At 43.5% G+C, this 13,855-nt stretch carries 13 protein-coding genes; 1 reads left to right on the forward strand and 12 read right to left on the reverse strand.

The window, feature by feature from the left end; genetic code table 11:
* Positions 1–415: 415 nt before the first annotated feature.
* The 12 genes from D0463_RS02290 to D0463_RS02355 all read right to left on the reverse strand — a co-directional run bounded on the left by D0463_RS02290 (position 416) and on the right by D0463_RS02355 (position 11,854).
* Positions 416–1,417 (reverse strand): LLM class flavin-dependent oxidoreductase, encoded by a 1,002-nt coding sequence (locus D0463_RS02290; RefSeq protein ID WP_117304623.1) that lies wholly within the window; start codon positions 1,415–1,417, stop codon positions 416–418.
* Between the two features lie 909 nt (positions 1,418–2,326).
* Positions 2,327–3,475 (reverse strand): PAS domain-containing sensor histidine kinase, encoded by a 1,149-nt coding sequence (locus D0463_RS02300; protein WP_117304627.1) that lies wholly within the window; start codon positions 3,473–3,475, stop codon positions 2,327–2,329.
* Positions 3,476–3,491: 16 nt separating this feature from the next.
* Positions 3,492–3,944: a GAF domain-containing protein gene (locus D0463_RS02305; RefSeq protein WP_117304629.1), complete on the reverse strand. Its 453-nt coding sequence runs from the start codon at positions 3,942–3,944 to the stop codon at positions 3,492–3,494.
* Positions 3,945–3,959: 15 nt separating this feature from the next.
* Complete coding sequence (locus D0463_RS02310) at positions 3,960–4,613, reverse strand: response regulator (RefSeq protein WP_117304631.1); 654 nt, start codon at positions 4,611–4,613, stop codon at positions 3,960–3,962.
* 26 nt (positions 4,614–4,639) lie between these two features.
* Positions 4,640–5,293 (reverse strand): sensor histidine kinase, encoded by a 654-nt coding sequence (locus tag D0463_RS02315; RefSeq protein WP_117304633.1) that lies wholly within the window; start codon positions 5,291–5,293, stop codon positions 4,640–4,642.
* 166 nt (positions 5,294–5,459) lie between these two features.
* The gene (locus D0463_RS02320; RefSeq protein ID WP_117304635.1) at positions 5,460–6,758 is read right to left on the reverse strand and encodes an MFS transporter; all 1,299 of its coding nucleotides are present in this window, start codon (positions 6,756–6,758) and stop codon (positions 5,460–5,462) included.
* Positions 6,751–7,035, reverse strand: coding sequence for a hypothetical protein (locus tag D0463_RS02325; RefSeq protein WP_117304637.1), 285 nt, complete (start codon positions 7,033–7,035; stop codon positions 6,751–6,753). Before D0463_RS02325 ends, D0463_RS02320 begins: the two co-directional genes overlap by 8 nt.
* Positions 7,022–7,330, reverse strand: coding sequence for a hypothetical protein (locus D0463_RS02330; protein WP_117304639.1), 309 nt, complete (start codon positions 7,328–7,330; stop codon positions 7,022–7,024). The genes D0463_RS02325 and D0463_RS02330 overlap by 14 nt, the downstream gene beginning before the upstream one ends.
* A 188-nt stretch (positions 7,331–7,518) precedes the next feature.
* Positions 7,519–8,043 carry a Rieske (2Fe-2S) protein gene (locus D0463_RS02340; protein ID WP_117304643.1) on the reverse strand — a complete coding sequence of 175 codons (525 nt, stop codon included), beginning with the start codon at positions 8,041–8,043 and terminating at the stop codon, positions 7,519–7,521.
* A gap of 12 nt (positions 8,044–8,055) precedes the next feature.
* Complete coding sequence (locus tag D0463_RS02345) at positions 8,056–8,616, reverse strand: 4Fe-4S dicluster domain-containing protein (RefSeq protein ID WP_117304645.1); 561 nt, start codon at positions 8,614–8,616, stop codon at positions 8,056–8,058.
* Positions 8,617–10,785, reverse strand: a complete 2,169-nt coding sequence (gene fdhF / locus D0463_RS02350; protein ID WP_117304647.1) for a formate dehydrogenase subunit alpha — start codon at positions 10,783–10,785, stop codon at positions 8,617–8,619.
* Positions 10,772–11,854, reverse strand: a complete 1,083-nt coding sequence (locus D0463_RS02355; protein ID WP_117304649.1) for a hypothetical protein — start codon at positions 11,852–11,854, stop codon at positions 10,772–10,774. Before D0463_RS02355 ends, fdhF begins: the two co-directional genes overlap by 14 nt.
* 428 nt (positions 11,855–12,282) lie before the next feature.
* On the opposite strand from D0463_RS02355, the gene D0463_RS02360 reads away from it, so the two are divergent.
* Positions 12,283–13,698, forward strand: a complete 1,416-nt coding sequence (locus tag D0463_RS02360) for an NAD-dependent succinate-semialdehyde dehydrogenase (RefSeq protein WP_117304651.1) — start codon at positions 12,283–12,285, stop codon at positions 13,696–13,698.
* The last annotated feature ends 157 nt before the right edge of the window (positions 13,699–13,855 follow it).

The following is a 13,855-nucleotide window of genomic DNA, read 5'->3' on the forward strand; positions in this document are numbered from 1 at the left end:
TTCGAGGAGTCTCGCAGATTCCCTTCCCAAAAACAACATTATCGTTTAACAGAGCCAAATTTAAAAGGCTTACTTAAACATTACGTTAGCAAGGGACGGCCCGCAAAGAAACGTCGGCTCGTATCCGTCACGTCCTGGGCGTCTAAGCTTGATATCAGTATATGTTCAAAAATATAAGCTGCCTATTTTATTTTTGAAAAAACCTGATTAGATAAGCCTAATTCAGGTTTTGTTTAGTGGAATCTTTCACAATCCATCTATATTTCACCATAAATATTTAATATTCTGGGTGTTGTTCCACAATCCGGCCGATTGTAAAAAAGACGCATTCCTTTTTAAAGAAATGCGTCTGATTGTGGAAGATCCTTTATGTTTTTTACTGAAGTAAACGATAAAGTTTGTTATCTCAGCTTATTTATTTTCCATCAACAATTTCCTTAAAGATCTGATAGGACCGCTTTTGTATATCAGGATTAAAGATATAGGAAACAGCCATGATTTCATCTACATGGTACTTCTCTTGGAAATTTGTTAACTGTGCTTTTACTGTCTCTTTACTGCCCGTAAACGTCACACTGGACATCGAGGAAGCCATTTCTTTCTCCTGACCGCTCCATATGTTATCCATGCTATCCACTGGCGGTTGCAATGGTGATTGTGAACCTCGGACAACATTTAGGAAAAATTGTTGCGTCGTTGTTGATTCTCTTATCGCTTCTTCATCTGTTTCAGCTGCAACCACATTTAAACAAACCATCATATATGGAGAATCCAGATATTCAGAAGGTTGGAATCGATTGCGATAAATCGAGATCGCTTCCTCCATATATCTAGGTGCGAAGTGTGAGGCAAACACATATGGCAACCCTAATTTAGCCGCTAAATACGCTGAGTCTGTCGATGACCCTAAAATATATAATGGGATATTAGTGCCCACACCAGGATGCGCTTTGACATACCCTTGTTTTTCTTCAGGTCCGAAGTAAGTAAGCAAGGAATTAACGTCGTCAGGAAATGTATAGACAGAATCATTCTGTGAACGTCTTAAAGCGCTTGCCGTCATCATATCGGTACCGGGTGCTCTACCAAGTCCTAAATCCAAACGGTTTGGATAAATGGTTGCCATTGTTCCAAATTGTTCGGCCACGACCAATGGAGAATGATTAGGCAGCATAACCCCGCCAGATCCGACACGGATGGTTTTCGTATGCTCCAATGTATGTTTAATTAAAATAGAGGTAGCTGAGCTTACAAGTGTAGGGGAATTATGATGTTCTGCAATCCAATACCGTTTATAGCCCATTTCCTCCGTAGCTTGTGCTAAATCAACCATCGAATCAATGGCATCTTTTGGTTCCTCTCCTTGACGAATTGGGGCAAGGTTTAAAACAGAAACGGGTATATTTATATTTGTCATTATGATTCCTTTCTGAAACAAGATATATCACTATAATATCAATTAGCTGTTTAGAAACAAATTGATATGCTTAGCACAACCATCCATCTTGGGTGGTAGTTTTTTGCATTTCTTGGCTAGTGTTTATTTTCATTTACTTTGATTTGCATAATATTTGACGACGGGAAGAAAATTATTCTTCTTCCCGTAACCTGCCCGGTAGTTTAAATGATCTTCTGTCTTGACTGCGGGTTTTTAGTATCCGATTCCGTGCCATCAGAAGCTGCGTATTCGAGAATGATTACGATCATTAGTGAATCAAATGTTTTGGAAGAAGTTCAAGAGACACTTCTTCATCAAGGTCCATTTTTAACATCGTTACGTTCGTTTATAAGGCTTCAAAATGAGCCGCTGATCGTATCCATGCTCAGATAAATCCACAAAATATAGGCTGTGTTAGTACTCACTCCTGATTGCCAAACCGGTTGCTTTTCGCTGCAGGCAGCGACTCCTCGAAAATGCTACGCATTTTCTCGTGCGGTGTCTATTCGAGGATGATCACTCAACGTCCTGCGGGAAAAGCGTGGCCAGGTGAGACCCCGCAGGAGCGAAGCGACGAGGAGGCTCACGGACCGCCCGCGGAAAGCGCCCGCCTGTAGCGGAAATCAACAGTCAAATTCAGTAGGTGCAAACTAAGAAAATTTTTGAGTAACTAATATTGGTCTGTGTTTCTTTATAAAAAGGAATTATGAAATGGATTCAATCAATTATAAATTATATTATTTATGGTTAAATATTTAAGCTGTTTTTTCCACAATCCGGCCCGTTGGTAAACAAAAAAATCCTACATATCTCAGGTAGGATTTTTCTCCAAACATAAGCTATCATTCTTTATCCAAAGTCTACATGCATGAAGGTAAATAAAGTACATTAAACATTCTGATGCTTCGGCACTTCCAAAATGATTTTCGTCCCTTTTTCCGGGGTGGATTGAATTTCTATGGAGCCGCCTGCCGAGCGGGCTCTTTCTTCCATCCCGAATAAGCCTACTCCCCCGGAACCTTTTTTAGGAAGGAATCCTTTACCGTGATCTTCAATCATGACCCTGATGATATCATCCATTTCCCGGATTGTTACAATCGCTTCATTCACTTCAGCATATTTCCGCACATTTGTTAAGGCTTCCTGAATGATCCGGTAAATCGTGATTTCGGCATTGTTAGCAAGCCGTCCATTCAGGACGCATTCAAACATCACATTAATCTTATAGTATTCCGAATAGCGGTTTAGAAACGAGCGAATAGCCGGGACAAGGCCGAGATCATCCAGCACGGAAGGCCGAAGTTCCCATGATATCTCCCTGACTTCTTTTATCAGCTCTGCAGTTTCATCCTGCATTTGATCCAAAAGGGGATTAGTGATTTCTGCCTGCAGGCGGTTAATGGTGATCAGGTGGCTGTACAGGTTTTGGCCTATCCCATCATGCAATTCCCGGGACAACCTCTTTCTTTCTTCTTCCTGGACATCAATAATCTGAATCATCATTTTTTGCAGTTCTTCTTCAACCCGTTTTCTTTCCGTTATCTCATAGCGAATCGCCATATATTGATAAGGCTTTCCTTTATCATTTAGAAACGGAACGATTGTCGTGTCCACCCAATAAATCGTGCCGTCCTTTGCTCTATTTCTGATTTCACCCTTCCACACCTGACCGGATCCAATCGTTTTCCACATCGTTTTAAAAAAATCTTTGGAATGGTAACCGGAATTGATGATGCTGTGATCCCGGCCAATCAGTTCTTCCTTGGAGTATTTCGATATTTTGCAAAAATGATTATTTACATAAGTAATGACGCCTTTGTTATCCGTGATTGCCACAATGGAAGAGACATCCAGAGCAAACTTAAGATCTACCAGCTCCTCAAAGGTCTTTTTTTGTTTTTCGACGATCTGATTGTGCAGCACTGACGAATCACCATTCAAATTAGACGTTCCTTTCGATTCAGTCGGTGGGATCTTTTTGTTACGGGAATCAGGAGCGTTAAGATTTTGTTCGTTTTCATTATCATACCTGTTCATCCCCAGACCTCCTGAATTAAAATGTAATGCTTATCTTTACGGTTTCTTCCAGACTCTTTGCAGCCTTATTGACAATTGCCTGCTCATTGTCCGAGAAGGAATAGCTGCTCCTTTTTCCGACCAACAGCACTCCTTTTGGGACACCATTAAAAAACATAGGAGCAGAATAGGCAGAAACAAGCTGCTCTGCAAGCATGATCGGGTGTTCAAGAATTTTTCCGTGAATATCATTTGGAAAATCAGTGATCATCAACGGTCTGCCCGAGGCGATTACCTTTCCCGCTATCCCTTTTCCATAACGCACTGTACTTCGATTATACTTATCGTTCTTGTTCCCGACAGCAACATGCCATTTAATATCCGGTCCAATCTTGTTTTGAAAGGCCAGACCGACAAAATCGCAGTCAAGAGTATCCATTAATTCTTGACAAGCTTTTACAACCGGAAGGACTTCACCTAATTCAGCCATGTCGGATTAACTCCCTTATACGCCATATCCAAGCAGCCCCTTTTTCAAAGCATAGGCGACCAATTCAGGTCTTGTTCTCATTTGGAGCTTTTCCATAAGGTTTCCTTTATGGGTTTCGACCGTTTTTACACTGATGACCAGTTGTTCTCCGATTTCTTTATTGGAAAAACCCTTGGCAATCAGCGTCAGAACCTCACGTTCCCTGTCTGATAGCAGGCTGTACGTATCCATCCCGTTTTTCTGAACAGATCCGAGGTATTCTTCCATTAATTTCTTTGTAGCTGACGGGTGAAGATAAGCCTCACCACTTGCTACCGACCGGATCGCCCCCACCAGTTCATCGTGCGGCGCGCTTTTTAAAATACAGCCTGATGCACCAGCCTGGATGGCCCTGAATAAATACTCTTCATCATCATGCATCGTCAAGATTAATATTTGCACATCGGGCATCAGCTTTTTTAATTCCGAAGTTGCGGATAAGCCGTCTTTTCCGTGCGGCATGCTTAAATCCATCACCACTACATTGGGTTTGAGTTCAACCGCTTTTTGAAGGCCTTCATTCCCTTCAGAAGCTTCGCCAACCACCTGCATATCAGGATGTGCATCCAAGAGCATCGTCAGGCCCATTCTTACCACCGCATGATCGTCCACCAGAAGTATCCTAATCATAGCAATCTCTCCTTTTCACACATACATTAATTGCGCAGGTATATTTCTATACTGGTCCCTATTCCTAACTTAGAGGAAATCAAACATTCCCCACCAGCCAAAACCATTCTTTCCTTCATCGCTTCAAGTCCTGATAAATGATTGATGTTCAATTTTTCTTCGACATCAAATCCTTTTCCTTTATCTTCAATGATTATTTTGACAAAATCAAGTCCCCAGGTAAAGCTAATTGTTGCTTCTGTAACGTCTGCATATTTCGCAATATTTGCAAGCGCTTCCTGACAAACTCGGAATATAGCAATATTTTTAGTCTCAGATATAGCCCTCTCCTCACCAGTGGACTCTATATGGACCATTATACCGTATGTGGACGTAAATAATTTACAGTAGCTTTTGACCGCGGGCAATAAACCGAATGTAGTCAACGTAGGCGGATGCAATTCCAAGGATAGCAAGCGTATTTCCTGCAGTGTTTTCTCCATCAATTGAAACATCTCCTTCATATACGGTTTCATTGCCGGCTGCTCTAGCCCTGTTTCGATAAACTGCAGCCCTGTATACAGACTATACAGGGTCTGGCCAACACCTTCATGAAGCTCGAGCGCTATTCTTTTAATTTCTTCATCCTGGGACTGTATGATATACGAACTAATATTTTTGTTTTTCATTGTTTGTTCCATATCCATCCTCCTGACTGCATTCGTGTTCCATGCAGAGTTTTGTTTGGTTTTGCTGTTAGCGCTTGTTCTTCTTGGTGAAAGTAGTGGCCGTCTCGGATACAATAGAATTCCACTTTTGGGCTTAAAAGTGGAATCCTTTGTTTTCTATGAAATGTGTTACTTTTAATTAATGAACGTAAAGCTCAGCTGTTTTTTCAGATGTTTTTCTTTGATAATAGTACCAGTTTAATCCTAATGAAACCGCATAGAAAGCGATGAAGAAGTAGAATGCCGTTACTGGTGTCCCTGTTGTACTTACGGACCATCCGAAAAGCTTTGGAATCAAGAAGGATCCGTAAGCCGCAAATGCTGCCGTGAAGCCTAGAACCGGTGCAGCTTCTTTTACAGGAAACAAGAATGGAATCATCTGGAAAGTAGATCCAGATCCCATACCTGAAGCTATGAATAATACAAGGAATGATGCCAGGAATCCTGCAAAGCTTCCAAGGTTTAAGAAGTAAATGACGCCAATTGCTCCAATGGTCATCACTACGAGAACGATGGCCGTGATCCGGGCACCTCCGAATTTATCGGAAACCCAGCCGCCGACAGGCCGTGCCGCCGCCGCGAGCAACGCACCCAGGAAAGCAAGACTTAAGTGTTCAGGAAACTGTGATTTAACAAGCAGCGGGAATGCTGCGGAATACCCGATAAAAGAACCGAAAGTCGCGACATATAGCCAAGTCATGATCCAGGTGTGCTTGCGTTTTACAATGACAAATTGCGCTGACACTGATTGCTTTGTGCCCGGAAGATTATCCATTCCGAAGTATGCGGCAATTGTCAAAATGATAATTGGAATGACCCAAATATACGCTGCGTTTTGAAGCCAAATTTGCTGGCCATTATCTAATGTAACGCCACCACCCACAAATGAGAAAGTGCTTGCGGCAATGATTAGAGGAGTAACAAACTGAACGACTGAAACCCCCATGTTTCCAAGTCCGCCATTGATTCCGAGCGCTGTTCCTTTTTCTTTTTTCGGAAAGAAGAAGGAGATATTCGCAACAGCTGAAGAGAAGTTACCTCCGCCGAGACCGCAAAGAGCTGCCAACAATAGCATGACAGAATAAGGCGTGTCAGGATTTTGGACAGCCATCCCGATACCGATAGAAGGAATTAAGAGAATACCGGTTGAGAACACGACCCAGTTTCTGCCTCCAAATTTACCGACGCCAAATGTATAGAAGAAACGCAGGGTTGCTCCGACAAGCCCCGGGATGGCTGCGAGTGAAAATAATTCACTGTCTGAAAAATTAAAGCCGACGTCATTCAACCTAACTGCTACTACAGACCAGATTTGCCATACGATAAACGCCATCATTAATGTTGGAACAGAGATCCAAAGATTCCTTCTCGCATGTCTTTTTCCCTCTTCTTGCCAAAACTTTTCGTCTTCAGGGTTCCATTGCGTGATTCTACTCATGGAAATCATCCACCTTTTTTATAATATAAGTCAGGTCAGCTCCTTGATCGAAGGCCGCCCATTTGTTACCCGTTTTTGTTACTTCACTTGTTAATGGAATAGCCAGGAAATACACATTATCGAAATAGAGGCGAAGATGCGTGCCATCAGGACATATCTCGACTTTTCGGATATTTTTCCTGACAGAGGGCGCCGTCTCTCCCTGCTGGTCGAGAATCGCCGTTTCAATATCATGAGAAACAAACTGCTTCCATTCCTCAATATTAATGCTTGCCACGTGTCCCACATCCTTTAGCGGGATAGATATACATTTGATATCCTTGAAGGTATTGCCAGAACTGCTCTCCCGCATTCTCTTCAAGGTAGTCGATCGTTTCATTCTCGGAATGCCAATTGCTCATTCCTTTAACCTCAGCCACCACGATTTCCGCGCCATCGGTCGTTTTCTCTTCCAGATACCAATTTAGTCGCTTGCCTTTGAATACTTCCTGCAGGATGGCATCAATTTCACCGGCAAACCCTCCAGCCGCTCCTCTGATAAAACAAAAGTCAAGATACGTTTCATTGTTCATATTAATTCCCGCCTTCGCTTTTTCGGTCCCGTTTATATATCAAGAAAGCAATAGGGAACAAGATCAGGTTCAAACCGCAGAATATAAGAACATTTACATAATTTTCATGGTAATATTGATGAACGACATATTGCGTGAAAATGATATTCAATAACAGGACTCCACAAAGAATTGCTACACTTACATATCTAGGATTCATAGCGCTTCACCCTTACTGCGTAAATGGAACCTTTATCCACTTTTACGACAATTTCAGGAAGCGGACGTCTTGGCGGTCCTGCCGTAGGGGCACCGGTTTCTACATCGAACTTACCGTGATGGCACGGACAAATCAGATCTCCTTCTTCCTTCACCCAATAAACCGGGCAGCGAAGATGGGTACAGGCGTTTTGATAGGCCACATATTTATTTTCTGACAGCCTGACTAAAAGCGCACTGTCATGTTCGCCGGGAAACGCGAATTCAACCGCGTCTCCAACTTTTACCGATTTAACATCGGCAATCTTTTTATGTGGATATTCTTTATCGCCAAGTCCCATCAATTCTTTGGCGGCGACGCCTCCCCATGGAAGGGTCGATACAGCAAACAGTCCGGCCGCACCAACCATCGTTTTCATGAAGCCGCGGCGATCGAGCTTTCTTTCGTTGTCACGGTTGATATTGTGGGTGTAATTATTTTCATTGAACGGGATTTTATCGTTTTCACCACTCACACGATTCCCCTCCTAAAATAGTTTGGTTACTCCCTGCAAGATTCCAGGCAGATTTACTTTTACATTCGTTTCACTTTCCAGATAAGGCATGCTTGTTACCCATTTATCGTTATCAAGGTTAAATTGTTGTTTCTTGTTTTCAATTTCTTCATCAGTCAGCCACTGCAATGTGTTTGTCGGGCAAACGCTGGCACACATTGGCGGGATTCCGTCTTTCGTACGGTCAATACATAAGTCACATTTATACATCAGGTTTTGTTCGGTATCGAACTTCGGAATGCCATATGGGCAGGCAATCGTACAGTTCTGGCAGCCGATGCATTTTTCAACAAGCGCGGATAAAACGGCGCCTGTTTCGTGAATCTGGATCGCCTGTGCCGGACAGCTTCTTGCACAGGCAGGGTTTACGCAGTGAAGGCACATAAGAGGCATCGTTTGCGTATTCACAAGAGGATTGACATCGTAAACATAGTTACGGTTACGCTCTTCATGTCCTCCGCACTGGGTACAGGCAGCGAGACAAGACCGGCAGCCTATACAATTTTCAAGTTCGATATAGAGCCTCTTTTTCATCTACTGCACCTTCTTTACTTCTATTTTTTCGATCTCAGCTGCGCACGCTTTGAATTCCGGCATTCTGGAAATCGGGTCAAGCGCCGGGTTCGTCAGGATATTGGCGGCCCTCTCAAAGTCCCAATGGTAAGGAACGAATACCGTATCTTTCCGAATGGCCTCTGTTATTTTCACTTTATAAATGACTTCTCCTCTGCGGGTAAACAGCCGCACTTTTTCTTCATGGGAAATATTGTACTTTTGTGCCGTATCCGGATGCACTTCGACAAACGGTTCAGGACTCATATCTTTCAAGAATTGAATTCTTCTAGTCTGGTTGCCTGATAGATAATGGTAAACCACCCTTCCTGTTGTTAAACGGAGCGGATACTCCTCGTCTGGTTCTTCAGCTGGCGGTGTGTAAGGCAGTGCAAAAATTTTCGCCTTGCCGTCCGGATGATAGAATTTTTTATCTAAGAACATATGAGGTGTTCCTGGATCATCTTCGCTTTTACATGGCCAAAATACGCCGTTTTGCTTTTCGATTTTTTCCCAGGTCACTCCGTAATAATCGGCATTTCCGCCTTTAGAAGCTCTGCGCAGTTCATCAAAAATGTCTTTGGAAGTTTTTAAGTGTGAAAAATACTTTCCGCGGCCAAGGCGTTCCGCTAGTTCCACTTGGATCTGCCAGTCCGGCTTAGATTCCCCTAGCGGCTTCTGGGCCCTGTTAATTTTGATGACGCGGCCCTCTACATTCGTTGTCGTTCCTTCATCTTCTGCCCAAGTCGTAGTTGGAAGCACTACATCCGCATATTCAGCCGATTCAGAAAGGAAGAAGTCTACACATACCATGAAATCTAACTGTTTTAGCATTTTGCGCACATAATTCGAGTTAGGTGCGGAAACGACTGGATTTGAACAAAGAAGGTAAAGAGAGCGAATCGTCTTTTGCTCCATCAAGCCAAACATTTCATAAGCGGACACTCCCGCTTCCGGCATTTCTTCCGGTTTGATCCCCCACACTTCGGCTATTTCCTTTACGTGCTGAGGGTTGGCAATTTTTCGGTATCCTGGCAGGGCATCAGCTTTTTGTCCGTGCTCCCGACCGCCTTGTCCGTTTCCTTGGCCCGTGATGGTACCAACTCCGGCTTTCGGACGGCCAATGTTACCAGTAACAAGCGCCATATTGATATAGGCAGAAACGTTGTCTACCCCTTTAACCTGCTGTTCGATTCCTCTAGCAAACAACACGATGGCATTCGGCGCTTTGCCGTACAGTTCAGCAGCGCGAATGATTTTTTCCGGAGCCACGCCTGTAATTTGACTCGTATATTCAGGTGTGAATTCTTTGACAACTTGCTTTGTTTCTTCAAAGCCGTTTGTGTGATTTTTTACAAATTCTTCGTCAACATGACCATTTTCAATAAGTAAATGTAAGATTCCGTTAGCAAGGGCAAGATCCGTCCCTGGTCTTAGGTCGAGATGCACATCTGCTCTTCTGGCAATCGGTGTTTCCCGCGGGTCGGCAATAATCAAATATCCGCCTCTTTCTTGGACAGCCCAGATACGGAACATCGAAGTCGGATGGCATTCCGCCGTATTGCTTCCAGCCAGGAACAAGCAATCGGTTTCATGAATATCCGTCCATGGCAAGGTTGAACCTCGATCGACACCGAGTGAACGATTAATGCCGCCGGCTGCACTTGCCATACAAAAACGTCCGTTGTAATCGATGTATCTCGTTTGAAGCGCGACACGGGCAAATTTTCCTGTTAAATAACATTTTTCATTCGTCATGGAAACACCGCCGTACACCGAAAGGCTATCTTTTCCATAGTTTTGCTGAAGCTCTTTAAACCTTTTCACGATTAGGTCGTATGCCTCATCCCAAGTCGCTTCACGGAAACCTTCTTTTGTTCCTTTTAAAGAAGCATCGTCGCGGATTAATGGCTTTAAAAGCCGATCTTCATGGTTTGTCTGCTGGTAAGCGGTAACGCCTTTCGGACACATTTTCCCTAGCGTTACCGGCCAATCGTAACGAGGCTCAACGCCGATGATTTTGTTTGTCGATGTATTCACCCTTAAGTTCATTCCGCACTGCATCGCACAATAGCTGCAGTGTGTTGGAACAAGCGTTTCATTTGGATGATTTAGGTTCTCTATTTCTTTTAAAAACTTATCCCTTTGCATTCTGGTTAGCCTCCTTAACTTTTATCTCGTGGGTAGGTATTCCTGAAAATTGAGCAATTCTATATTTTCTCCGGCACGGAAGGCAAAGCTCTGCAAGATGAAAGCCGTCCTCTTTTTTAAAATTCATCTGATTTACACTTAATACATCCATTACATCGCCCGCTTGTTCGGTAGAAACAAAACCTTCTCCGCAAACCTTGCATTCTTTCATTGAAGCTTCTCCGTAATGCTCGCGGTAGTTCTTCGCGAACACGCTCATCGGCCTGAAAGGAATGTGGGCAAGCTTCCCAAACGGGAGGTAAATCAAGGTAACGATTACAGAGTATTGATGGATCAGAGACATCACCGGCTGTCCCCAGCCATGTAAGAATACGTTCATGAAAGTCAGCATTAAACCTGTGATCGAAATCAGCAATAGCAGGTAAAGCGGCAGGAAATCGTAAATGAACTTTTGCTCCGCACGAGCCTGCATGTTCTTCAATCGGCGGTAAAGCGCCATCGATACACCGGCTATGACCATGATCGCTGATATATTAAGAGCATTGTAGGAAAGCTGAGCAAGTATCCCGTTTGCCGGGATGTTAATTAGGTTCATGCCAAGCAGCACAACTGTGTAATATCCATTGTCATCCATCGTGAAATACATCCAACTAAATACCAACGGGAAAGTCACCAGACATGCAAGCATGCAGCCTCCGCCCATCAATACGTGCTGGGCCCACCGGTAAATGCCCCGATTCCAAATGAACTTGTAAGTAACCAAATGGGTTGTTGCCGTTTTAGGCGTCGATTTTCTAAAAAGAAGCTTGATCCCTTTTTTAATGATTATTTTTGTGGGCGGCCGTTCTCCCCATGCAATGAACCGATAAAAGAAACCTCCGAGAAAAACGATTGTCCCGACCATATAACCATATAAATTTAAATCAATATGAGTAAACATCCTGGTACCGATAAACGTTAGAATCGCCAGACCCAGTACCGACAAGAACATTGATTTCGCAAAATGCGACGCAAACGCATGATTTATGGAGCGTTCCGCCTTTTTATTGATTGTTACTGTTTCCTGCATTTTTCCTTCCCCCTGTTCCGTAAGCTTTATCTGTAATTCATTTTATGAAATTCCCGTTCTATTCCATATCGGGGAAACTCCCCATCTGCTGGGGGAAATCCCCCTATCTTCCACCCGTTCTGACACATTTTTGTCAAAAATGTTGAGATTGATAGAATTCGAGCGTATATGTTAAATTTCGTTGAATATATCCCAGGTTTCGGTCATATCCCCGATTTCGGGCATATATCTCAGATTTCGAGCATATACCTTAGATTCCGAGCATATATCTCAAATTTCGGGCATATATTTTAGATTTCGATCATATAATTTATTAACTAGGGAAAAGATCACTATCGGACTTTTTTTAAGCAGATATTTATAAAGGCGGAAAAGGAATCATTTATAATAGAAGGAAATAGCTTCAATTAATAAAGGAGGGGTTTTTCATGGAACAGTATAAAATGTTTATTAATGGCGAGTGGACAGATGGGGGCCTTGATACGATCGAGGTAAAAAACCCTGCTACAGGTGATGTTTTCGCAACGGTTCCAAATGGTGGTTCACGTGAAGCCAGGCTTGCTGCGGATGCCGCTTATGAAGCATTCAGTGAATGGTCCGATTATTCAGTGTACGAACGCTCGGACCTTATCCGAAAATGGTACGACTTAATCAATGACAACATTGACGAGCTTGCAGAAATCATGACTACTGAACAAGGAAAACCTTTGAAAGAAGCAAAAGGTGAAATGGCGTATGCAAATGGGTTCCTATCGTGGTATGCCGAAGAAGGCAAGCGGATCTACGGCGAAACGATTCCGGCGACGCAACGGAATAAACGGCTCTTCGTTTCTAAACAGCCAGTCGGCGTTGTTGCGGTCATTACTCCATGGAATTTTCCAGCAGCGATGATTACCCGCAAGGTAGCGCCAGCCTTGGCAACCGGCTGTACGGTCGTAATTAAACCAGCTGAATTAACTCCTTTAACCGCTTTAAAAATGGCCGAGCTTGCCGAAAAAGCAGGGATTCCTAAAGGAGTAATCAATGTTGTAACAGGGGATGCCAAGGAGATCGGTGAAGCCTGGCTGAAGGACGAGCGTGTAAGAAAGCTGACTTTTACCGGTTCCACCGCTGTCGGAAAGCAATTGATGAAGGGATCCGCTGAGACTGTGAAAAAAATATCGCTTGAGCTTGGCGGCCATGCCCCTGTTATCGTATTGGAAGATGCGGATCTGGATAAAGCGGTGGAAGGAGTGATTACTTCTAAATTCCGTAACGCTGGGCAGACCTGTGTTTGCTCAAACCGAGTCTACGTCCATGAATCGATTTATCAGGAATTTATTGACCGTCTCATCCCAAAGGTAAAAGAATTAAAAGTAGGAAACGGTTTGGAGGAAGGAACCGATATCGGGCCGCTTATCAATGCACAGGCAGTCGAAAAAGTACAGAACCACATTGATGAAGCAATCAAGTTGGGGGCCAAGGTCGAGGCTGGCGGCAAATCGAAAGATCTATTCGTCGAACCAACCGTTCTGTCCAATATTGATGACAGTATGCTTTGTATGCAGGAGGAGACATTCGGGCCAGTGATGCCGATTGCTCCTTTTAAAACAACCGAAGAAGCGATTCAGCGCGCCAATGACTCCATTTACGGCCTGGCCGCCTATGTGTTCACAGAAAACATTTCAAAAGGCATTCGCACGGTTGAAGCTCTCGAATATGGAATTGTTGGCTTGAACGATGGACTTCCATCAACACCGCAAGCCCCATTCGGCGGCTTCAAGCAAAGCGGGCTGGGTCGCGAAGGCGGTCACTATGGCATTGAAGAATTCCTCGAAGTGAAATATATTTCATTGGGACTGTGAATCTTTGTTTGATGTAATACTGAAAATGGGTTTCGCTTAAATCGATGGGATTTTCGCTTAAATGACAGGTGTTTTCACTTAAATGACAGGCACTTTCGCTTAAATGAAGGGTGTTTTCATTTAAATCATCCTAATTTTCGCTTAAATCATTTTTAAG

The organism is Bacillus sp. V59.32b (genome assembly GCF_003429085.1).
Taxonomy (GTDB): domain Bacteria; phylum Bacillota; class Bacilli; order Bacillales; family DSM-1321; genus Peribacillus.